This window comes from Bradyrhizobium sp. Cp5.3 (assembly GCF_000426265.1).
In the GTDB taxonomy this organism is placed as follows: domain Bacteria; phylum Pseudomonadota; class Alphaproteobacteria; order Rhizobiales; family Xanthobacteraceae; genus Bradyrhizobium; species Bradyrhizobium neotropicale.
Map to the genome: position 1 here is coordinate 1 of NZ_AUFA01000063.1, position 20236 is coordinate 20236.

A 20236-nucleotide genomic window follows, 5' to 3' on the forward strand; every position below is an offset into this window, starting at 1 on the left:
TGCGGCACATGGGCGATGCCGAACCGCACGATGCTCTCGGTGGAGCGGTGGTTGAGCGGCTTGCCGTCGAACTCGATCGCGCCGGTGGAACGCACCATGTTGCAGATCGCGCGCAGCGTCGTGGTCTTGCCGGCGCCGTTGGCACCCAGCAGCGTCGTCAGCGAGCCCTCGCTCAGCGAGAAGGACAGGCCGTGGAGCGCCTGGACCTGACCGTAATAGGCGCGCAGGTCACTGACGTTGAGCAGCGTCGTCATTGGTCCTTGCTCCCGAGATAGGCCTTGATGACGTCGGGATCCGCCTGCACCTGGGCGGGCGTGCCTTCGGCGAGCTTCTTGCCGAAATTCAACGCCACGACGTGGTCGGCGATCGACATCACGAGGCCCATGTGATGCTCGACCAGCAGCACGGTCATGTGGCGGTCGTCGCGGATGCGGCGGATGAGGTCGCCGAGCACATAGACCTCCTCGTGGTTGAGGCCGCCGGCCGGCTCGTCGAGCAGGAGGATCTTCGGATCGGCCGCCAGTGCCCGCGCCAGTTCGACGCGCTTCTGCGTGCCGAACGGCAGGCCGGAGACGGTGGTGTGGGCGACCTCCTCGAGGTCGAGATAGGCGAGGATCTCGTGGACCTTCTTGTTGATGCTGGCCTCGCTGCGCCGGACCCACGCCAGCCGCAGCGAGTCGCTGATGATGTCGCTGGAGGTCTTCGAATGGGCGCCGACGCGGACGTTGTCCATCACCGACAGGTTCGGAAACAGCGCCACGTTCTGGAAGGTGCGGCCGATGCCGATCTCGGCGATCCGGTGCGGAGGCCGCGACAGGATGCTGACGCCCTCCATCAGGATGTCGCCCGACGACGGCTGATAGAGGCGGGAGAGGCAGTTGAACAGCGTGGTCTTGCCGGCGCCGTTGGGGCCGATCAAGCCGAGGATCTGGCCCTTGTGCATGTCGAAGGACACGCCGTTGAGCGCGACGATGCCGCCGAACACGACGTTGACGTCGCGGACCGCGAGCTGCGGTCGACGATCGACCGGGTTCAACCGAGTCATGACGGAATGACCGACGTACCATCGCCTTCGTGCGATCGACAACGACCCGGCAGCCACGGGCCGAACGGTATCGTCCCCTCTACCCATCGCAACATTCTCCCCTCCCCTTCGCAATCATCCGGCTTCATTCGAGACTTCGAGATTGACTCCGTTGTAAGCATGACCGGCGCAGGCAACGCTGATCTCAGAAGATCCCAATAGACCGCCTCGTCACTGCATTAAGCGCGGAAGACCGTCGCCGATGCTCCCCCATCGACGGCAAGGACCTGTCCCGTGATGAAGCTGGCTTCGTCGCTGGCAAGAAAGAGGCATGCTGCGGCAACCTCATCCGCAAGTCCCGCGCGGCACAGAGGGGTCGATTGAACGGAGTACTTTCTAAATTCAGCATTGTCGCGCAGACGCGCTTCGGTGCGCGGCGTTTCGATGATGCCGGGTGCAACCACGTTCACGCGGACGTCGAAGGCGGCGCAATCGTGCGCCATCTGTCTGCTCAATCCGATGACGCCTGCCTTGGTTGCGGCATAGGAGGTGTTGTTCGGAAATCCAAGCATGCCCTGCACCGACGATATGTTGACTATCGACGCGGCCATCTTTTTTGAGCGGCACAATTGCAGGAGGGGCCGCGAAATGCGCAAGACGCTCTTGAGATTGGTATCGAAGATGCGATCAAATTCTTCGTCGGTCGTATCGTAGACGCCGGTCGTACCGGCGACACCCACATTGTTCACCAGCACATTGGGGCAGGTCGAGATCCTGACCCCGGCCTCAAGGATCACCTCGCCCGAGCCAGCTTGGCTAACGTCGGCTACCACGGCAATTGCAGTCGCTCCCAGCGCTCTGCAAAGCTCGGCGGTTTTCTCGAGGCCCTCGGACAGGCCGGCCGCGATCACCGACGCGCCCTCTTGTGCGAAGCGAACAGCCGTGGCGCGGCCGATACCCGATCCTGCACCGGTCACGATGGCTGTCTTCCCAGAAAGCCTATCTCCCATCTCTCCCTCCACTGCACAAAGTGTAAGGCGCTGTGCCCTGAATCACGAAGAGAGCCGGATCGCGGGCTCCGTTCTTCTACAAGCGATACAGCGCACGAGCCTGTTGCTTTCGTCCCAATCAACACTGATGAAGTTCGGCACACCAAAGGCATTGGCGAACTACAGCGGCTCGCGCTTGCTCCAAGGCTTGAAGACCGACGAAAGCATCGATGACAAAGTGCCTGATCGCTACGCAAGATAGGTGTAATCTTGCTTGGCAAACTCCGATGCCAGCGCATCCTCGAGCAAACCAGGTCGCGCCAGCCAACGGTGCGTGATCGCGCGCGGCGAGGAGACGATCTCACGTCCGCGTTCGAAAATGGCGACCGGGACCCCGGCTCGCGCAATAGCCGAGGCGGTCACCAACCCAAAAGGTTCCGCACCGACGATCGCTACGCTGTCTGTGGCTGCCACGTTTGCTCCCTGAGGCTCTTGCTTGACCGTCACAGTATGCGACCAACCGGGCGCGAGAAATGCCGCGGCCGAAAGAGAGTCTTGCGTAATCTGGAACTATCTGTCACGCGAGAGGTGGTGCCGGCGCGCCAGATCATGCTTCTGCTTTTTGCGCGTGGTTCCCGTTGCCCGACACGGCACCCGCAGCGCGCGGCACGGAAGCAGCGATCACACTGCTGGTTGCGTCTCCAGCGCTGGCTTCTGCGCAACGACGCCGATGACCGACCCATGAATATGTCCGACCGGTAGCCGAAAGCAATGCGCCCGAGCAGCATGGCAATTGCAGTGATGGGCACAACCTTGGCCACCTGAGCCGGGCCCAAACCCGCGGTCTTGGGAAGAATGAACGTCACGTTGGCCGCGATTGCAGAGATCGACATGCCATGATCCCAAAGCACACGGCGAGCTTCAAGAACGCAACGGTGCGGAGGATCTCGCGGAGCTCCATGCCGGCGACCTCCGGCCTCGCCGTCGCGACCTTACCGGCCGGCTCAGACACGTCCGGAAGCAAGCCTTAAGGTGTCGGGCTGTTTAACCAGAAGCAAGCAAACCAGGCAGGGGCGAGCCGGTTCACCCGTTTATCTTCAATGCGTTGAGCAAGGCGGTGACGTCCGAAGCCTGATCTAGCCCCTCAACTGCCGAGACGAGCGCTTCGGCCAGGGCCGGATCAATCGGGTCGATCAGGGCGTGCGTCTTCGCGACCACCTCGGCATGCGTCATCGGCTGCACGGCCGAGCCCTTGGCGAGCGTCGGATTCCCCGCGGGTGCGGCGATGACCGTGCCATCGGTGAGCTCGATATGCAGTCGAGGGCCATCCTCCAGGCCGATCGACTTGTCCATGGTGAAGGTGATGCGGTCGAATACACTGCGCACCTCGGGCTCGTTGAGCCTCGGCGGCTCAAACTGGCCGAGGCCGGCCTCACCACTGACCAGCGTCACACTCACCGCATAGGGCAGGCTGAACTGCGCATCGAAGACTGTCTTGATAGGATAGACATTGATCATATCGTAGGCGGTCTGCCCGGCGGTGATGCCGATGCGCTTCACGTTGCTTGCCCGCAGGCCCTGACTGCTCATCAGCCCCAGCACCGTGTCGATCGTGGAATGACTGCCGCGGCAACAGGCGTAGGGCTTCAGGTAAGAAGAGGCAACGTTGAGGTTGACGCCAAGACCATCCAGTGCCTTCTCCCGGAATCCCACGCCGCCGTTGTAGGTGGTGAACAGCCCACCGAACTCCGATTCGAAGATCCGATGCGGACCGGTAATGCCACCCTGGGCAAGCAGGGCTGCATCCACGCCGGTCTCGCACGCCTTTCCGGGGTGAAGGCGCTTGGTCATCGCGCCGTCGTCGATGAATGCCCACACGCCTCCGGTAAATGAACCCGCGATGCCCAGCGCATTTGCAAACTGCTCGGCGTCCAGCCCGAGAACCTTGGCTGCGGCTGCCGCAGCGCCGAGGCTTCCCATTGTGCCCGACGAGTGCCAGCCCCGGCCGGTGTGTACCGCGAAACCGCCGATAGCGAGCAGCGAGCGATATCCGACGTCGTATCCGGCTATCGTCGCGAGCAGGAAATCCCGCCCTGAGGCGCCTGCTGACTCGGCAACCGCTAGAGCAGCCGGAATAACCGTCGACCCGGCATGTCCTGCCCCACCACCATCGTCAAAGTCACGGGCATGCGCCGATGTGCCGTTCGCGAGCGCGGCCTGGGAGAGCGGCAGTCGATCCGGCGTGCCCCACACGGTCGCGCCAGCCCCGCGCCCATTCGCCGTGGTGAGTACGCGTATGACACTGGCGGCTTCCGACGTACGCGCGCCCACGAGGGCAACAGAGAGAGTATCAAGGACGTGATCCTTGATGCCCGCGATGTCCGCTTCGGGGATGTCAGCCCAAGTTTGCTCCGACCACAGCGCGGCGAAGCGCTCTGTCAAGGTGCCAATGCTGTCGGTGTCAAATGCCATGCTTGCCTCTGCAGCTCGATCGTCAAGCTGGTTTTGAGCCGGCAGCGAGTTCCTGAAGGATTGCGGCGGTGTGCTCGCCCAACTGTGGAATCGCCCCCATTCGAGCCTCCCACCGATTGCTGCGCCCCGGCGGAAGAAGGGCGGGAATCTCCCCAGCCGGACTGCTGACGGAGCGCCAACGGTCGCGGGATCGCAACTGAGGGTGTTGCCACAGCCCCGCCATATCATTGACCGACGCATTGGCGATGCCCGCCTTGTCCAAGCGTTCGAGCACCTCGGCACGGTCCAGGGACTTGAACTTGTCACGGATGATGGCGTCCAGCGCCTGCCGGTTGGCGTTGCGTCGCGTATTGCTGTCGAATCGCTCATCCAGAGCGAGCGCCTCATCGTCCAGAACGTGGGCGCAGAAGGCGATCCACTCCCGCTCGTTCTGCAGGCCCAGCATGACCGTGCCATCGCCTCCGGTAGCGAATGGGCCATAAGGGTAGATGCTGGCGTGGGAGGCGCCTGCCCGCAAGGGTGGCGGTGCGCCATCGAAAGCGTAATACAGCGGATAACCCATCCATTCGGTCAGCGCTTCGAGCATGGACAGGTCGATGTGGGCCCCCTCGCCTGTCCTGTTACGCAACAACAGGGCGGAAAGGATGTTGCTGTAGGCGTACATGCCGGCGGCGATGTCGGCGATCGAATTCCCTGCTTTGCTCGGCGTGTCGGGCGTGCCGGTGATAGAGAGAAAGCCTGCCTCGCTCTGAATCAGCAAGTCGTAGGCCTTCTTGTCGCGGTACGGGCCGTCGCTGCCGTAGCCCGAGATGTCGCATACGATGAGCCGGGGATTGGCGACATGCAGCGAGGCGTAGTCGAGCCCCATGCGCGCCGTGGCGCCGGGCGCCAGGTTTTGCACAAGCACGTCCGCCTGGCCCACCAAGACCTTCAGGGCCGACAGCCCCTCCGGGTTCTTCAGGTCCAGGGCCAAGCTTTCCTTGCTGCGGTTAGTCCAGACGAAGTGCGAGGCCTCACCGCGGACCCGATCGTCGTAGGCACGGGCGAAATCGCCCGAGCCGGGCCGTTCGACCTTGATGACGCGTGCTCCCATGTCTGCAAGCTGGCGCGTGCAGAAAGGTGCGGCGATGGCGTGCTCGAGGGATACGACGGTGATGCCTTCCAGCGGCAATGACATAAGGGAAGCTCCGGCGTTCAGGTCAGGGTCGCGGTTGCCTGCATGGTCAGCCAACCTTCATGATCCGCCGCCCACAGACCAACCGAGCGCCCGTCCGCGGACGGTGCACCATTCAGGCTGAACGATTTCCCATCGAACGTGGGACGAACGGCTTTGAACTGGAAGCTGGCGATTTCCCGGCCAGGCGCCTGGCGCCGCACCAAATCAATCAGCAGCGTGGCAATGAGCGGCCCATGAACCACCAAGCCAGGGTACCCTTCAACCTTAGTCACGTACTCGCGGTCATAGTGAATGCGATGTCCGTTGAATGTCAGGGCTGAGTAGCGGAACAGAAGAACATCGTCCGGCTCGACATGACGCTGCCATGGGGCGCCAATCTGTGCCGACGTTGGAGCGGGCTCCACATCGCCGGGGCGCTTGGCTTCACGATAAACGATGTCGTGAAACTCGGTGATCGCCGGTCCAGTGTGACCCGCGCGAAAGACTTCATGGCGCACCTTCACGAACACCAACCGACCGGTGCGCCCATCCTTGATGACAACATCATCGATCGTCGACACCCGCTTGACCGAATCACCGACTGTCAGCGGCGAATGGAATTCAAATTGACCGCCCGCCCACATCCGACGCTGGAGCGGCACCGGCGGCAAGAAGCCGCCTCGGCGAGCATGGCCGTCCGGCCCCAGTTCGCTTTGCCGGTGAGCGGGCAGGAAATACAGCCAATGCCACAGCGGTGGAAGCGGCATGCCCTTGGAGATCTCCATCTCCGCGAGATCCAACGTCGCGTTCAACGCCCGGACCGGCGCACGCGTGATGTCGTCATCGAGATTCTCGCTGCGTCCGATCCATTGGCGCAGATGTGAAAGATCGGTAATTGCGTCGCTCATTTCCCTGCTGTGCCTCCTGAACATTTTCGGCAGCGGAAATGATCACGCCGCACCGTCAACTCGCCGTGAAAGCCAGTCGCGCAGGCTTGCCGCCACCATCTCCGGAACTTCGACCGTCGAAAGGTGCCCGCAAGGGAAAATCTCCAATACCGCGCCCGGTACTGATCGCGCGATTTCATTGGCCAGGCTGGGTGCCGAGATGCGGTCTTCGTCACCTGCAATGACGAGCGTTGGCACGGCGATCCGTCGCAACTCGCTGCGTTGATCCAGGCGATCGAGCACAGCCCGTTGCAGTCGCAAATAGCCGTCGCGGCCAACCGTACGAGTCATTGCAGCGGCGAGGGTCGCGACCTCCGCCTTACCCCCAGCGACGATCTCCGCGAGCTTGTCCGCGACCATGTCGAACAGACCGCGCCTGGCATCCTCGAGAAAAGCAGTTGAGCGTTGCACCTGGAGCGGAGACGCCGGTCTCGCATTCGTATTCAGAAGGGCCACTCCCGCCAGGCGGGCGTCCCCGCGTCGCGCGACCTCCAGCGCCACGTACCCACCCATCGAAATGCCGGCAATCGCGAATTTAGCGGGGGCATCCGCCAAGATCTCGTCAGCAAAGTCGGCGATCGAGTCGCCGCTGCACCGGGCAACAGTCGGCTCGACTATGTCAGAAAGCCGGTCAATAACGGGTTGCCACAGGCGTCCATCGGACGCCAAGCCAGGAACGAAGATAACCCGATGCTTGTTCATGGGATGCTCCATGTCTTATTCAGGAACCTCAGGCTACGCACCGTCAGGGGACGGATCGCGCGATCCAGAGGCGTGCTTAGATCGGTCGGGAACACTCAAATCGTCTCGGGCTGCGGAGACATCTTGAGTGGCGCCAACGGCTCAGAGCTCATCCGGGACGTCAGCATCAAGCGTTCGACCAATGTCACCTTGTCGGCGGCAAGGTTTCGAATCCTGGCCATATCGGCAGCACGCTGCGCCGGATCGCTGGTATCGAAGATCATGCGCTTGTTCTCCGATGCAGCAGGTGAGACGATCTCCAGAAAGACGCGACGACGGTCTTCCGCATACTTGTCGAGCACCTCGTCGCCCACACGGCCTTGCACCACGGCGGCAAGGGCCTTGTAGAGGACGTACACATCGAACAACCCACCGACGAGTCCGTAGCCACCGCTGGGATTGGTGGCATGCGCAGCGTCGCCCGCGAGGAGCACCCGTCCAACGCGGAACGTCGTGGCCGCGCGTTGGTGCATCCGATAGGGTGAATAGGCATCGAGCGTGTGGTCCTTCGCTGCCGGGACGATCACCTCCAGGAACTTCCTCATGCGCTCCGGGATACCTTCCTCCGGCAGGTGCAAGTCCTCGCTGTAGGTGCATCGCCAGAGGTCATTTTGATCCAGCTTGACGATGATGGCCCCATAGGTCGAATCGATCAAAAACGTCGTTCGAGCAAAACCGTACTTGGCGAAATCGAGACGAAGATTTGCAGCGACAAAGCGCTTCGGCCAAGTGATGCCCTCAAACTCCAGGCCCAGCCTGCTTCGAACCGTACTGCCGGCACCATCGGCTCCAACGAGCCAGCTACTGCGGAACCCGAGCTCTCCGTCGGGCCCAACGGCTTCAATCGACACGCCCTCGGCATCCTGCTTGACGTCAGTGACGTTGACGCCCCAGTGAACTGTCACATTCGGATAAGCGGAGAGCTTTCGCAGCGCAATCTCCGCGAGCCGATGCTGACCGAGGTGAAGGTTGTATGGAAACTTCGTCAGCCCTTCCAACACATCCAGGCTGAAATCGATTCGTTCACCGGTCGCAAACTCGATGTAGCTGTAATCCTGCTTCGAGAACCCGACCTGGAGGGCATCGTCCAGAAGACCCAGCTCCGACAAGCCTTCAAGGCAAGACCAGTGATACGTGATTGCGCGCGGCGACGCGACAATGCCCTTCTCCCGCTCCAACACGCTGACGGTGATTCCGGATTTCGCCAATCCGAGCGCGGCGATCAGCCCGACAGGGCCAGCGCCGACGATTGTGACGGCCTCTGCGGAAGTCATGATTATCCTTTCCGTCTTTGGTATTTGTTATAGCCACGGCCTTCTGGGGGGCGATGCGGACGCCGCGAACCGCGAGGAGATGTGTCAGGGAGTGGAGTGTCACAAGTCTTCTCAAGCGATGAGCGACCTGGCTGCCTGCCAGCTCAGTTCATTCTTCAGCATCGTTCGGATCTTCACGAAGTCCGCACGACGTTCGAACGCCAACACTCCTGTGACGATCTCGCCCTGCCTGTACAGGAAAAGGGAGCCACCTGAGTTCCGACTTTCGGTGATCTCTTCATCGCCCGCGCGATGGCCGGCAAACTGGATGCGCACGCCATGCTGATCCGACCAGAAGTATGGTACGTTGGCGCAGACCTCTAACGGCGATCCAAGAATGTCATTTGCGGCGTTGATGCCGGCGACACGCCCCTGCTCTGCTGCATTGGTCCAGTGTTCAACCCTCATATCCGTCCCCCAACGCGGGTTCGGCCACCGGACCGCATCGCCGGCAGCGAACACGTGATCGGCCGCCCGCAGCGTGCCCTCACAGAGAATGCCGTTCTCAACGCGCAGGCCCGAGCCGTTCAACCACGCGGTGGAAGGCCGAACGCCGGCGCCGACGACAATTACGTCGGCGGGGACGGTGGTACCGTCACCTAGCTTCAATGCGCGGCTACTGCCCTGATTGACGACATCGACTACCTGTTCTCCGAAATAGAGCTCGATCCCGGCTCCTCGGTGAAGCGCCTCGTAACTTCTGAATACGGCCTCGCCGAACCTGCCCAGCGGCTTCCGCGCGAGATCGACGAGCGCGATCTGTCGTCCTTCGTTCGCCACCATGGACGCCAATTCACCGCCGATGAAGCCGGCGCCTACTATCGCCACGGACTTCAATGGATCGGCGAGCGCACGACGAAGAGACGTCGCGTCTTCGTAACGTCTCAGCGGGAATACATCCGGCTGGCCAGAGAATGCGGGTGGTATGATCGCCTCGCAGCCCGTGGCAACAACGAGCGACCGATACTGGAGCGCCCCGGACGAATGTCGTAGTGTCCTCGCATCGACGTCCAGCTCTTCGGCCCTCGTACCCAGCATGAACTCGACGCCATGGCTCTTCAGGTCGTTGACGGCCGGATAAATCAGTGCATCGAGCGACAGCGGTTTCGTCAGACCGACTTTCGACAGAGGTGGGCGCTCATACGGAGGATGCGGCTCGTCACTGATGATCGCGACGGTAAGGTCGGGCGCATGGCGGACGACCGTCTGCGCCGCACGCAACCCAGCGATCGACCCACCGACGATTGTAACATCGTAAGACGTCTGCGGCATTGCCGTGTTCATTGCCGGAGATCGACGGCAAGCGACTTTACAAGCCATCGACCGCCAACCTGCGCGACCTCCGTCGCGTCGTCGACGACGACCGAGTTCGGGTAGTGGGCGGCGAGATAACGGACGACCTCTTCCATCTCGACCCGCGCCAGGCTCTGGCCCAGGCATCCGTGCGCACCCGTACTGAACGTAAGCGGTTGATTTCTCTCTCTATGCAGATCGAACTCGCCAGGCCGCTCGAAACGCTCCGGGTCACGGTTGGCAGACCAGATGGCGACGTGAACGTCCGTGCCCTGAGGGATCACGGTCCCGTCGAGATCGATGCTTTCCGTAGCGATCCTGCTCACGATGCCCGGTCTGGGAAAGAGCCTGGTGGCTTCGACAACCGCTGCGGGGATCAGCGATGCATCGCTTGTGATCCTGGACCAGATGTCGCGATTGCGCAGGAGAGCCCAGACGGTAAGGCCGATCTGGTGAGACGTATTGACGGAGCTCGCCTCAAGCATCGCAGTCGCTTCGTTCAGGAGCTCCTCCGGCGAGAGCTTACCTGCCTCCTGCTCCTTGATTAGAAAGGAAAGCATATCGCTACCGAGGCCATCCGCCTTCTTGCGTGCGAACAGGTTCCGCAAGTAGTCGAAGAGCTCGTCGTACGCCACCAAGATCACGGGAGTGAGGCTCCGGTCTCGGCTGAGGAGCGACAACGTACGCGCTGAAAGGCTCGCAACCTTCGGAGCGTCGGTAGCCGGGGCACCGGCCAGATGACAGTAGATGCGCGCGGGAATGGGATCCGCAACCGCCGTATGGAACTGCACCTGCCCGCTCATACCATGCATGATGTCACCCAGGATATCCCGGAGAACGCCCCTGATTGCCTCCACGGTATTGGGCCCCATGAAGCGGGCGAGGGGTGCCCTGAGCCGCATATGTTGCGGCCCCTCCGCCATGAGGACGCTTCGGGCACGGAATTCGTGCACGGGCCCGGCGGTAATGCCAAACTTCTCCATGAGATCGAGCGCCGCGTTTCTGAACCGCGAATCGCGCAGGACGCGCGCGGCGAGCGCGTAGCCGAGCACGACATATCCCGCCGACCCGAAGCCAAGAGGCTTGCCCTCGAGCGATCCACCCATGTGAGGTTGCGGCTCCGCCGAGAACGGCTCAACGACTGGTAGCGCGTCCGAACCGCGCGAGATTGCCCCCATCGGACAGCACAAGATCACTTCCTCGACCTCGTCCTTGCGGTCTTCTTCGACCTCGCTCTTGAGCAGCTTCAAGGCGCCCCCTGCTCCGATCTCGAAGACATCCGGCATGAGCGCCGCGCACGAACCGTTCGCATCGCACCTGGCGAAATCCACCTTGATCTTGATCATCGCGACGAGCCTCCCAACTCAAGCAAGCGGCCCTCTTGGCATACGCCTGCATAAAACGAATTCTGGTTTTCGGCGGCATAGTGCCTGGTCATCCGCACTTCCCGCTATCGATCAACGACACTCTCAGCTTTCCGTCCGTATCTTTAGAGACGCATCGCTTCATCCATTTCTCCGAGGAGTGTCGAGCGCACGCCTGAGATCAGCCGGCACCTTGGGGTACCCCCATCGCCGTCCGGTGCGCAGCATGGATCCTTGATAAGCTCGCACGAGCATCTCCGTATGCATCAGTGTGAGCGAAGTCGCATCCATCACGGCGACGCCGTCCAGCTCGCGAATGCCCAGATGCGCGACCAGTTCGTTCAACACGCCCTCTCCGGGAATAATGACGTCCGCCCCGATCTCGATCACTTTGCGAACGGCGCTCTCAAAGGCCGCTCTGACCTTCCCGGGCTCGTCAAAGGCGCGCTGCAGATCGAATTCGTCAGAAGCCGGATCGAGGCTGACGATCCCTGCGACCCGCGAATTCAATTTGTGGCGGTCTAAACCCTCTCTCAGCATCCGCGCACCTGCTGGCGAGATCGTCACGATTCCGATCAGCGCCGCAACCGAACAGCCGGCCAAGAGACAACTCTCCATCATAGACGTGACCGGGATATCAAGAACTGCACGAGCCTCACGCAGCGCGGGCTCGGCAAACGAAGCGATCATGACGGCGTCGAACCCCTCGGCCTCGGCACGCTCGACCTGCGCAAGCACGACATTCGCAACGCGGATCCTCTCGCGCGGATACTCGAGAGCCTGCGCGGGAGACGAGGATCCGTAGGTCCCGATTGGCACTCCATGGAGGATGATCTCGACGCCCGGCCCCGCAGCAGCCGCGAAGCGGCGCGACAACGATTCCGCGTAGTGAGGAAGGGCTTCGAGTTCTGTGACGGACTGGTGCCAAATACGCATCTTATTGCTTGCCTCACGCTCGCTCGTCAGCGCACCAGACGGTGTTTAACTCGCAGCGCTGCGGACATGGCTAACCTTCTCGTTCGCTCCCTAGATGGCGAAACTCTAATCGGGCACTCCCCTTCAAGAAATGCCTCAGTTGCAAGACATTCTTTCTCGACTTGAACGAATACAAGCGAGTGAGGCACGCGAGATTGCTGCGCGATGGCCTGGCGGCACGGCTCGATTGAACCCCAACCATCTCATGGGCGCCGATCGCGATCCGTTGGCGCGGATCGCTCCATCCATCTTCGTTCGCCAGTCGAGCCGAGCGACGTGCGCGACAAGGACGTCACTTCACCTCAAAGTAATACGTCGACAGTGAGCCGGCCCGTAAATACTTTCACGACAGCTCGATCGCGCCTCGTGGACTGCACGAATGCATCATTTCATCCACTGCTGCTCGTACTGTTGCTCCGCAAAATGTCTAAGGAGGAAGTCCACGAATATGCGGATCCTGGCTGGCTGGTGCTTGCGCGTATGATAGGCGATGTTGATGGTCATGGAATCCAACTTCCATCCTTCGAGAACCGGCAGAAGCCGCCCTGCCTGAAGGTCATCATAAATCGTGTACATTGGTTGGATGAGGATCCCACCGTGAGCAAGTGCGGCTGCGCAAAGCACGCGTCCCTCAGTGGATTGAATTGCCGGAACGAGACGCACGGTTTCCCTTTTATCCCCGCGCGAAAATCGAAACGGCTCCGGTCCGCGAGCGAACCCATACAGAAGCATGGGATGACACTGGAGATCCCTCGGTTCGGAGGGACTACCGTGCTCCTTCAAATATTTTGGAGAAGCCACCGGCAGATAACGCGTTCGCGCCAATTTGCGAACCGTGGTGCTCGAGTCCCGCTCGAATGGCCGTGTCCGAATGGCGATATCTACGCCTGGATCGATCACGTTTTGATAGTGATTTGCCGCCATCAAATGAACGGAGATGCCGGGGTAAAGGCGTTGAAACTGCGGCAGTATAGGTGCGAGGTGCATCATCCCAAATGATGGCGAACTCGTCACGGAAAGCACGCCTGTCGGTCGCTTCGTGGAGTCGGCGGCCTCTGCGTCTGCCTCGGCGAGCTCGGCCAACAACTCTGCGCAACGTTGATAGTAGCTCCGACCCGCGTCGGTCAGCCAGAGCCGTCGCGTCGTCCTCTCCAGAAGCCGAGTCCCAAGCCGCTTCTCGAGCGAACTGAGACAGCGGCTGGCGCTTGGATCCGACAAGCTCAGCTTTTCCGCGGCACGTGTAATGCTGCCGAGCTCAACCGCTCGAACAAACATTTCCAATTCCGTTAGCCGATCCATTGAACTCCCTCCCCACTCTACATCTCATCGCGACGTTACTTCGCCTCTGAGAGCGCTGGCGACGCCACGAGCGACCAAACCAATCGATCCCGGCATCAATGGTGCGAATGCTTAGGCGTCACTCTCGACTTCTCCAATGGCGAATCTGCACCTGATCGGGCTCTTCCGTGTCTCACTCCGGAGTAAGCAATACTCTGGGCGACTCGACGCCCCGCAGCGTGAATGCGCCAAGGCTTGTGAGCCGCTGCGAGCAACGCTTTGCAAACTCGTCGGAGATGACGACATGGAGCCCAAGTTCATCACATAGCTTTTCGATGCGGCTCACCTCGTTCACCGCACGTCCAATCACCGTGAAGTCAAGTCGCCGCGAGGTGCCGACATTGCCGTAGACCACCTCTCCGAAATGAAGGGCCACATCGAGCGCCAATTGAGGCTCTCCAGCCCGCTTGCGCCTCGCATTCACTGCATCGTTGCGCCTTAGCGCTTCCATTGCGGTCGAGAACGCCGCCTCGCAAGCTTCGCATCGCGAGCTGGTACGGGGCGCGGCTGGAAAAACCGCGAGAAGACCGTCGCCGAGAAATTTCAGGATCTCGCCTCCATTCTCCATCACCGGATCGCCGATTGCCTCCAAATGCTCATTGAGCCAGCGGACAACGTCCATCGCATCTTCCCGGTCCGTAACCGTCGTGAAGCCCGACAGATCTGCAAGAAGGATGGCAGCTTCGATCATTTGGCCCTGGCCGCGGATGATCTCACCTGCCAGAACCTTCGCGCCGGTCATACGACCAAGGTAGCTGTCGAGCGATTGCGTCGCCGTGATCAGAAGAATTTGACGATAGATCGCAAGGCCGAGTGCTGGAACGATCTCTCGAAAGCGGTCCAGATCATTATCCTGAAAGCCTCCTACGCGATCCGTCGCGATCGAAATCGCGGTGCCACTTACGGAGGTCGCTGGCGAGAAGTCGACCAGGAACATGGCGTATTCCGTGCCACCTTGCGAGCGGAGGCCCTTCAATACGGGATGGATCTCGCATCCCTCCTCACTTTCAATCATCCATCGCCCGAATGAGACGCCTTGCGATTGCAACGCGAATACGGGGCTATGCCGAAACTTCTCATCGGTCTCGGCGCCGTGAGCAGCTGTCTCGACCTTGATCGTGCTGTCGCGCCACCAATGCAGCGCCGCGCCTCGAAACTGCGGATCAATAGTAGGGACCGCGACACTGACGTGCCAAAGAGGTACACCATGGCGCACCAAGATTTGGCAGACTCCGTCGAGTAGCAGCTCGGGGGAATCGCTTCTGGTCGCGGTCCGAACGATCCAGTCCGCAAGATCGGTGATCTTATCCGGAGGATTGAGCATCACGAATGGCCTCGCTCCAATGCGATCTCAAGCGGCTGCCGCGCTTAGGTGCCAACTCCGTAGGATCCAAGCACCGGAGCGGCGTTGGCCTGTTCGTCCAGCGGCTCGTCGACATCCGGTTGCACCTTTATCGGGGGGAGCCGGAACGCGAAACCAGGCCACGTAAAGTGCCGGCAGGAAAAACAGCGTCAGGAACGTCGCAGCGATGATGCCGCCGATCATCGACAGCGCCATGGGTCCCCAGAACACCTGCGGCGCGATCGGAATCATGCCGAGACTGGCCGCCGCTGCCGTGAGCAGGATCGGCCGCACGCGGTGCTGCGTCGCCAGCACGACCGCCGTCCAGGGATCGTGGCCTTCGGCCAGCACCTCGTCGATCTGCGCCATCAGGATGATCGAATTGCGAATGATGATTCCGATCAACGCCAGGGTGCCGAGGATCGCGACGAATCCCATCGGTTTCCCCGACACGAGCAGGGCGCTTACGACGCCGATCAGGCCGAGCGGCGCCACGCTGACGACGAGGAACATCTTCTGAATGCTCTGGAGCTGAACCATGATGAAGAATGCCATCGTCAGCAGCATCAGCGGTACGACCGCAACCAGCGGCGCCTGTCCCTTCGCACTCTCCTCCACCGCGCCTCCCGTGGCGATCTTCATCGGCACCGGCAGGGTCTTGGCGAAGGCGTCCATCGCCGGCGCGAGCTGCTGAACCACAGTGGCCGGTTGCGTCGCATCGCGGAGCCGCTGCTGAGCAGAGACTGCTGCCGGTCGAAGTTCTTCTGTGCCTCCGTCATTTGGGCGTTGGCTGAATTCAGGGCCGCCTCGGCACTGACAAGATCTGCCTGCAACTCGGTTGGATCGAGAAGCGCGAGGATATCGCCTGCATTGACATGCTGTCCGACCTCGACGTTCCGCCGTGTCACGCGCCCGCTAGTCTGGAAGGCGACGTTCGACAAGACGCGCGCCTGGAAGGTCCCCGTGAGAGGCAGATCGGCGACCGGGTACTGCCGACGCGGCATTGCAGCGGCCACGCGTACGAGTCCGGTGGGTTGATCGGCGGCACACACCGCTGCATTCGCCAGCAGTGCAAGCGCCACAGACGCCATACAGACCTTCAAGCTCGCGCCGCGTCGCATGGCGAGTACACGCGGCTCATCGTCGGTGGTCGACATACGTATAAACCTCTGAATTATTGAACGTTTTCAGTGAAAAGGGACGTCGCCCCCTCACCGTCATGGATGGTCCTGACGGACGGTAGCGCTTCAGAACCATAAATTCAACATACGTTGAATATATTCAGGGGTGGCATTAAGGTCAAGGATGCAGCACGTGATGGAGGTGCTTTTGAAAACCCGTGAGGTGACGAGAACGCGTGGTCGGCCACGCAAGGGGACGGAACGCAACGAGGAGACACTTCTCGAGGCCGCCCTTAATGCCTTTGCCAAACATGGCTTTGACAAGACGAGCCTGCGCTCAATCGCAGCCGCGGCGAATGTTGATGTGGCGCTGATTGCCTACCGGTACGGATCCAAGCTCGAATTGTGGAAGGCTGTGGTCGAAAGGTTCTCGCGCGAGACGATCGCTTCCCTAACATCGCTGCAGGTTGATCATGCCGATGTTTCAACCGGCGGCCACCTTGACCTCGCCATCGAGCAATTGATCGCCCTGGCCTGCCAAAGGCCCCAATTCCCGCAGTTCATTGTCAAGGAACTCGTCAAGGGCGAGGAGAGCGAGCAAGTGGCACTGCTTCACAGCGCATTGACCGATCCGCTGCGTCAGATCCTGGTGCCCTTGATCGAGACCGCCCATCGCGAGGTCGGCGATCGCAAGTTTGATGCGAATTTCGCGTTCTTTGCTGCGATAGGCGCGATGGCGATGACGCTGGTTACTCGCGAGCAAATCGCGCGCTTTGTGCCGGCCGCCGGAAACGACGATCAGATGCGTTGGCGCCTGGCCACGGTCATGGGCGCGATCCTCCGTCCCTGAAGGATGTGCCAGAGGAATCGCATCATGTTGGTTCGATAACGCTTCCTCGGGTAGATGCTTGGCGTAAGAGCGCATTTGCCGTCGACGCATCGCCCCTTCGAAGGATGACGCCCTGCATCCGGAAAGCGGCTCACCCGATGGCGCAGAGCACTCGGATGCTTGCCGTCTTACAGACTCGTTCCCTATTGTCAATCCAGAGGAAACGATCATTCAATAAATCAGCCAATGATCAAATCAGAGGAAAACCCTAGCTGGGAGGTCTCGAAACCGTCCGGAGCAAGACCCGATGTTGGACCTCGAAACCTGGTCGCCGCGCGTGCTCGCCGCGCTGAGGATCATCACCGCCCTGTTGTTTATCGAGCACGGGCTGATGAAGCTTATCGCTTTCCCCGCCGCCATTCCCGGCCTGCCGAGTCCCCTGCCCGCCATCATGCTGGTCGCGGCGCTGATCGAGATCATTGGTGGCGCGCTGATCGCCGTCGGACTGTTCACCCGCGGTGCCGCGTTCATCTGCTCGGGCGAGATGGCGGCTGCCTATTTCATGTTCCACGCGCCACAGAACTTCTGGCCCGCCGTCAACCAGGGCGACGCCGCAATCCTGTACTGCTTCGTCTTCCTCTATCTCGTCTTTGCGGGGGCCGGCGCCTGGAGCATCGACGGCGTGTGGTCGGGTTCGCGGCAGCGTCTGGCGAGGGCATGACCATGGCGGACCGGCGGCTTCCGACCTACTACATCTCGCACGGCGGCGGTCCCTGGCCGTACATGGACGACAGCATGCGTCGCCGCTTCGACAAGCTCGAAGCCTCGCTGCTCTCGATCCGCAGCGAATGGGGCGCCGACGCCCGCGCGGCCCTGATCGTCTCCGGACACTGGGAAACGCCGGAGTTTGCCGTCTCTTCGGCGGCGGCGCCGGACATGGTGTTCGACTATCACGGCTTCCCCGAGCATCTCTATCACATCAAGTACGATGCGCCCGGCTCGCCCGAACTCGCCGTGCGGGTGCGCGCCATGCTCCAGGCTGGCGGCTTTGCCTGCGAAAGCGATTCCGAACGCGGCTTCGACCATGGGACGTTCAGCCTGATGAAGCCGCTCTGCCCGAACGGCGAGATGCCGATCGTTCAGTTGTCGATCAACCGGGACCTCGACCCGCAAGCGCACCTGTCGGTCGGGCGACTGCTCGCCCCGCTCCGCGACGAAGGCGTCGTAATCATCGGCAGCGGCTCGAGCTTCCACAATCTCGGCTTCAGGGGCCCCGCCGCGGTCGAGCCCTCCCGCCAGTTCGACGATTGGCTCCAGCAAACGCTGCTTGCGACATCGACCGACGAGCGGCGCCGGCGTGTCGTCTCCTGGACGCAAGCACCACATGCGCGCATTGCTCATCCGCGCGAGGATCATCTCATTCCGCTCATGGTGGCGCTCGGCGCAGCCGATGAGGAATCCGCCGCACTCGTCTTTCATCAGGACGATTTTTTTGGGAGCTGGGCGCTGTCAAGCTTCCGTTTCGGCGATCCGATACGTCCTGGTGCGCAAGCGCCGTCGGTCGATAGGTAAGGGCCCGCAAGGCCGCCGATGACCGCGAAGGGGCGGAGGCGCCGGCTTCGCCGGCGTTCGTGCACGCAACCTTGCAAATGCGATCGGACATACGGCGCGCCACCCCGGATGCAATTCAATTGCAGCACTAGTTGACACTCGTCCCCGGCACACGCGGCGCAGAGTGGCTACTCATGAAGAATATCCTGGGGGCACCGGCTAGGATCAGAGATGCAACCGATGATCTGCTGTTGGAGTTGGAAGGCTCCAGCATCCCTCACACCATTCTCAAGACTATCCGGGCCGTCATAGAGCCGCGGGCGTCCCATTTGCTGCGTATTACAGGGAAGGCTTGAAACAGCCGACTGATACCATCGGGCTGATCGTTCAGGAACGATGATTCTCGATTGCCTTGCTACCGCTTTCTCCCTGTCTCGACATACATCTTCTCAGTGAAGCCACCTCGGCCGGTCTGCACCATGAGGCTTTTACGATCCGATCAATGCGGCTCTGTTCTTGGCTCCGAAACCAGCGGCGCGCCCCCAATGGAGACCGGCCCTTCTGGCTTAGAGGGCTGGACGAGCCTCTTGGTCGGCTTCGAAACGGCTTGTGCTGGCGGCGGAGGAGGAGCCGGAGGAAGAGACGCAGGTGCGGCGGTATTCTGTAAAGATTCGATTCTTGAGCTCAGCGCTGCGATTTGATCCGATATTCGTTGTAACTCGGCTTGCTGCGCCCCCATGTTGCGGTTGAGTTCCGCGATCGTCTCGCTTACCTCCTGTTGCCCTGACCGAATCTCCGAAAGCGTCGTCCTGTCAGGTGACAAGGCTGGCATCGAAGCCACCTCGCGCGACGCCGGTTTCTCGATGAACTTCTCGATGTCGGTCCCCAAATAGGCTCCGCCGACGCACAGCCCGATTGCGACGATCAGCGCAAAAGCCCACAGAAAGCGTCTTGATGATCTGTGCAAGGCGGGCGGCAACTCCGAGCCGTTCGCTTGATCAATCACATTCATCGTCTTTCGCTCGCGATTCCGATCCGTACTAATTCTCGTTGACGCGAATAACGGACGACGGTCAAGAGGCGCAGCGAGCGGACTCAACAGCTATTCGCACTGGAGAGATCAAAAACATCATGCAATTTCAGAACTCCCGTCCAGAGCCATTCAAGTCCACGATGCTTTTCCCCGAAAAACCAGATGCAGCGCACGAATGCTGCACGGCGAGCGCAAAAACGCACGATGCGAACGCAACGACAAGTCTGGTTTTTCACCGTTCGAATGGCGGGCATCGTGCGTGTTGGGGGAAATGCGAGTGCGCAGCTTGAGACATAATCTGAGCATGTCTACAGAATGCGTGCGCAGTTAGCTCCCTTGCTGCCACGAGGACATCACACGCAAGGGCGAGTCGCCACTTTTCATGAGGTTGTTTGTGCGTTTCAGTGCCTTGGGCAGCGCGTGGAGCTATCGCCAAATTTTGGTGACGGCGCGGCCGGTCAGGCGGCGGCGGTTATGGGCTGACGGTCAGTCGGTTTGGCGATGACCTCGATCCCGTCGTTGAATGTCACACCGAGAACGAGTTTTGGCAACTGGTTGTGGCCATCGAGACGACGCCAGCTTTTCTGCGCGGCCTCAAGCAGTTTGAAGACCATCGCGAGTGCCGTCCTGTTGGACAGGCAACCCTTCGATCGGATCGTGCGGTGTCGCACGGTAGCGAAGGTGCTTTCAATGGGATTGGTCGTCCGCAAGTGTTTCCAGTGTTCGGCCGGGAAGTCGTAGAACGCCA

General features: G+C 61.1%; 20 protein-coding genes and 2 pseudogenes. 3 read left to right on the forward strand and 19 right to left on the reverse strand.

All coding sequences use genetic code 11. The features are described from left to right. The 17 genes and pseudogenes from K289_RS0137640 to K289_RS0137725 all read right to left on the reverse strand — a co-directional run. Positions 1-254 (reverse strand): ATP-binding cassette domain-containing protein (locus K289_RS0137640; protein WP_027556115.1); only part of this gene is annotated, 254 nt, incomplete at its 3' end. Then, positions 251-1045 (reverse strand): ABC transporter ATP-binding protein, encoded by a 795-nt coding sequence (locus K289_RS0137645; RefSeq protein ID WP_027556116.1) that lies wholly within the window; start codon positions 1043-1045, stop codon positions 251-253. The genes K289_RS0137645 and K289_RS0137640, both read right to left, overlap by 4 nt. Before the next feature lie 218 nt (positions 1046-1263). After that, entirely contained in the window at positions 1264-2034 is a 771-nt protein-coding gene (locus K289_RS0137650) for an SDR family NAD(P)-dependent oxidoreductase (RefSeq protein ID WP_027556117.1), read from the reverse strand. 228 nt (positions 2035-2262) lie between these two features. Beyond that, positions 2263-2487 (reverse strand): FAD-dependent monooxygenase, encoded by a 225-nt coding sequence (locus K289_RS51080; RefSeq protein WP_198024856.1) that lies wholly within the window; start codon positions 2485-2487, stop codon positions 2263-2265. Positions 2488-3096: 609 nt separating this feature from the next. Beyond that, entirely contained in the window at positions 3097-3726 is a 630-nt protein-coding gene (locus K289_RS53230) for a hypothetical protein (protein ID WP_371260901.1), read from the reverse strand. A gap of 69 nt (positions 3727-3795) precedes the next feature. Then, positions 3796-4485 (reverse strand): annotated as a pseudogene (locus tag K289_RS53235) (MmgE/PrpD family protein); the annotation flags it as partial. Between the two features lie 22 nt (positions 4486-4507). After that, positions 4508-5662: a CaiB/BaiF CoA-transferase family protein gene (locus K289_RS0137675; RefSeq protein ID WP_027556119.1), complete on the reverse strand. Its 1155-nt coding sequence runs from the start codon at positions 5660-5662 to the stop codon at positions 4508-4510. A 17-nt stretch (positions 5663-5679) separates the two neighbouring features. Then, entirely contained in the window at positions 5680-6549 is an 870-nt protein-coding gene (locus tag K289_RS0137680; protein WP_027556120.1) for a MaoC family dehydratase N-terminal domain-containing protein, read from the reverse strand. Between the two features lie 42 nt (positions 6550-6591). Next, positions 6592-7290, reverse strand: a complete 699-nt coding sequence (locus tag K289_RS0137685; protein WP_027556121.1) for an alpha/beta fold hydrolase — start codon at positions 7288-7290, stop codon at positions 6592-6594. Between the two features lie 95 nt (positions 7291-7385). After that, positions 7386-8603 carry an NAD(P)/FAD-dependent oxidoreductase gene (locus K289_RS46645; RefSeq protein ID WP_063614273.1) on the reverse strand — a complete coding sequence of 406 codons (1218 nt, stop codon included), beginning with the start codon at positions 8601-8603 and terminating at the stop codon, positions 7386-7388. Between the two features lie 111 nt (positions 8604-8714). Beyond that, on the reverse strand, positions 8715-9926 hold the full coding sequence (locus tag K289_RS0137695) for an NAD(P)/FAD-dependent oxidoreductase (RefSeq protein ID WP_198024857.1): 1212 nt from the start codon (positions 9924-9926) through the stop codon (positions 8715-8717). Further along, the gene (locus K289_RS0137700) at positions 9923-11281 is read right to left on the reverse strand and encodes a cytochrome P450 (RefSeq protein ID WP_198024858.1); all 1359 of its coding nucleotides are present in this window, start codon (positions 11279-11281) and stop codon (positions 9923-9925) included. The genes K289_RS0137695 and K289_RS0137700 overlap by 4 nt, the downstream gene beginning before the upstream one ends. A gap of 159 nt (positions 11282-11440) precedes the next feature. Continuing rightward, positions 11441-12235, reverse strand: coding sequence for an aspartate/glutamate racemase family protein (locus K289_RS0137705; protein ID WP_027556124.1), 795 nt, complete (start codon positions 12233-12235; stop codon positions 11441-11443). 423 nt (positions 12236-12658) lie between these two features. After that, positions 12659-13573: a LysR family transcriptional regulator gene (locus K289_RS0137710; RefSeq protein ID WP_027556125.1), complete on the reverse strand. Its 915-nt coding sequence runs from the start codon at positions 13571-13573 to the stop codon at positions 12659-12661. 172 nt (positions 13574-13745) lie between these two features. Continuing rightward, a complete protein-coding gene (locus K289_RS0137715) occupies positions 13746-14936 on the reverse strand; it encodes an adenylate/guanylate cyclase domain-containing protein (RefSeq protein ID WP_051311243.1) in 1191 nt (396 codons plus the stop codon). Between the two features lie 27 nt (positions 14937-14963). After that, positions 14964-15710 (reverse strand): annotated as a pseudogene (locus tag K289_RS0137720) (efflux RND transporter permease subunit); the annotation flags it as partial. Beyond that, on the reverse strand, positions 15593-16111 hold the full coding sequence (locus K289_RS0137725; RefSeq protein WP_027556128.1) for a biotin/lipoyl-binding protein: 519 nt from the start codon (positions 16109-16111) through the stop codon (positions 15593-15595). The gene K289_RS0137725 and the pseudogene K289_RS0137720, both read right to left, overlap by 118 nt. Positions 16112-16271: 160 nt before the next feature. Between K289_RS0137725 and K289_RS0137730 the strand changes: the two genes are divergently transcribed. The 3 genes from K289_RS0137730 to K289_RS0137740 all read left to right on the forward strand — a co-directional run bounded on the left by K289_RS0137730 (position 16272) and on the right by K289_RS0137740 (position 18476). Then, on the forward strand, positions 16272-16925 hold the full coding sequence (locus K289_RS0137730) for a TetR/AcrR family transcriptional regulator (RefSeq protein ID WP_245284114.1): 654 nt from the start codon (positions 16272-16274) through the stop codon (positions 16923-16925). A gap of 286 nt (positions 16926-17211) precedes the next feature. Beyond that, a complete protein-coding gene (locus K289_RS0137735) occupies positions 17212-17625 on the forward strand; it encodes a DoxX family protein (RefSeq protein WP_027556130.1) in 414 nt (137 codons plus the stop codon). A gap of 2 nt (positions 17626-17627) precedes the next feature. Further along, the gene (locus K289_RS0137740; RefSeq protein ID WP_027556131.1) at positions 17628-18476 is read left to right on the forward strand and encodes a class III extradiol ring-cleavage dioxygenase; all 849 of its coding nucleotides are present in this window, start codon (positions 17628-17630) and stop codon (positions 18474-18476) included. A gap of 478 nt (positions 18477-18954) precedes the next feature. On the opposite strand, the gene K289_RS0137750 is transcribed toward K289_RS0137740, so the two are convergent. Together K289_RS0137750 and K289_RS0137755 are read right to left on the reverse strand one after the other, a co-directional pair. Next, positions 18955-19467, reverse strand: coding sequence for a hypothetical protein (locus K289_RS0137750; RefSeq protein WP_027556133.1), 513 nt, complete (start codon positions 19465-19467; stop codon positions 18955-18957). 479 nt (positions 19468-19946) lie between these two features. After that, a partial coding sequence (locus tag K289_RS0137755; protein WP_198024860.1) for a transposase occupies positions 19947-20236 on the reverse strand: 290 nt, incomplete at its 5' end.

What these genes read in the sequence shown, in the direction of transcription:
- K289_RS0137710 (WP_027556125.1), bottom strand. Translation starts at nt 13,573, where the DNA reads ATGGATCGGCTAACGGAATTGGAAATGTTTGTTCGAGCGGTTGAGCTC.
- K289_RS0137730 (WP_245284114.1), top strand. Translation starts at nt 16,272, where the DNA reads ATGGAGGTGCTTTTGAAAACCCGTGAGGTGACGAGAACGCGTGGTCGG.
- K289_RS0137750 (WP_027556133.1), bottom strand. Translation starts at nt 19,467, where the DNA reads ATGAATGTGATTGATCAAGCGAACGGCTCGGAGTTGCCGCCCGCCTTG.
- K289_RS46645 (WP_063614273.1), bottom strand. Translation starts at nt 8,603, where the DNA reads ATGACTTCCGCAGAGGCCGTCACAATCGTCGGCGCTGGCCCTGTCGGG.
- K289_RS0137650 (WP_027556117.1), bottom strand. Translation starts at nt 2,034, where the DNA reads ATGGGAGATAGGCTTTCTGGGAAGACAGCCATCGTGACCGGTGCAGGA.
- K289_RS0137700 (WP_198024858.1), bottom strand. Translation starts at nt 11,281, where the DNA reads ATGATCAAGATCAAGGTGGATTTCGCCAGGTGCGATGCGAACGGTTCG.
- K289_RS0137715 (WP_051311243.1), bottom strand. Translation starts at nt 14,936, where the DNA reads ATGCTCAATCCTCCGGATAAGATCACCGATCTTGCGGACTGGATCGTT.
- K289_RS0137735 (WP_027556130.1), top strand. Translation starts at nt 17,212, where the DNA reads ATGTTGGACCTCGAAACCTGGTCGCCGCGCGTGCTCGCCGCGCTGAGG.
- K289_RS0137725 (WP_027556128.1), bottom strand. Translation starts at nt 16,111, where the DNA reads ATGTCGACCACCGACGATGAGCCGCGTGTACTCGCCATGCGACGCGGC.
- K289_RS0137645 (WP_027556116.1), bottom strand. Translation starts at nt 1,045, where the DNA reads ATGACTCGGTTGAACCCGGTCGATCGTCGACCGCAGCTCGCGGTCCGC.
- K289_RS0137695 (WP_198024857.1), bottom strand. Translation starts at nt 9,926, where the DNA reads ATGAACACGGCAATGCCGCAGACGTCTTACGATGTTACAATCGTCGGT.
- K289_RS0137675 (WP_027556119.1), bottom strand. Translation starts at nt 5,662, where the DNA reads ATGTCATTGCCGCTGGAAGGCATCACCGTCGTATCCCTCGAGCACGCC.
- K289_RS0137705 (WP_027556124.1), bottom strand. Translation starts at nt 12,235, where the DNA reads ATGCGTATTTGGCACCAGTCCGTCACAGAACTCGAAGCCCTTCCTCAC.
- K289_RS0137740 (WP_027556131.1), top strand. Translation starts at nt 17,628, where the DNA reads ATGGCGGACCGGCGGCTTCCGACCTACTACATCTCGCACGGCGGCGGT.
- K289_RS0137680 (WP_027556120.1), bottom strand. Translation starts at nt 6,549, where the DNA reads ATGAGCGACGCAATTACCGATCTTTCACATCTGCGCCAATGGATCGGA.
- K289_RS0137685 (WP_027556121.1), bottom strand. Translation starts at nt 7,290, where the DNA reads ATGAACAAGCATCGGGTTATCTTCGTTCCTGGCTTGGCGTCCGATGGA.